This window comes from Pseudomonas sp. UV AK001 (assembly GCF_046097675.1).
GTDB lineage: Bacteria > Pseudomonadota > Gammaproteobacteria > Pseudomonadales > Pseudomonadaceae > Aquipseudomonas > Aquipseudomonas kribbensis.
The window spans coordinates 1-337 of the sequence record NZ_JBJUVZ010000041.1; the positions used below are offsets into that span (position 1 = coordinate 1).

Annotated in this window: 1 rRNA gene; it reads left to right on the forward strand. The window is 50.1% G+C overall.

Annotation, left to right across the window (positions count from 1 at the left end):
* Positions 1-337: ribosomal RNA gene (locus tag ACKLNA_RS29185) — 23S ribosomal RNA — on the forward strand; the annotation flags it as partial.

The window sequence follows — 337 nt, forward strand, 5'->3', positions numbered from 1 at the left end:
AAGTGATGCGGTAGAGGAGCGTTCTGTAAGCCTGTGAAGGTGAGTTGAGAAGCTTGCTGGAGGTATCAGAAGTGCGAATGCTGACATGAGTAACGACAATGGGTGTGAAAAACACCCACGCCGAAAGACCAAGGTTTCCTGCGCAACGTTAATCGACGCAGGGTTAGTCGGTCCCTAAGGCGAGGCTGAAAAGCGTAGTCGATGGAAAACAGGTTAATATTCCTGTACTTCTGGTTATTGCGATGGAGGGACGGAGAAGGCTAGGCCAGCTTGGCGTTGGTTGTCCAAGTTTAAGGTGGTAGGCTGGAATCTTAGGTAAATCCGGGATTCTAAGGCC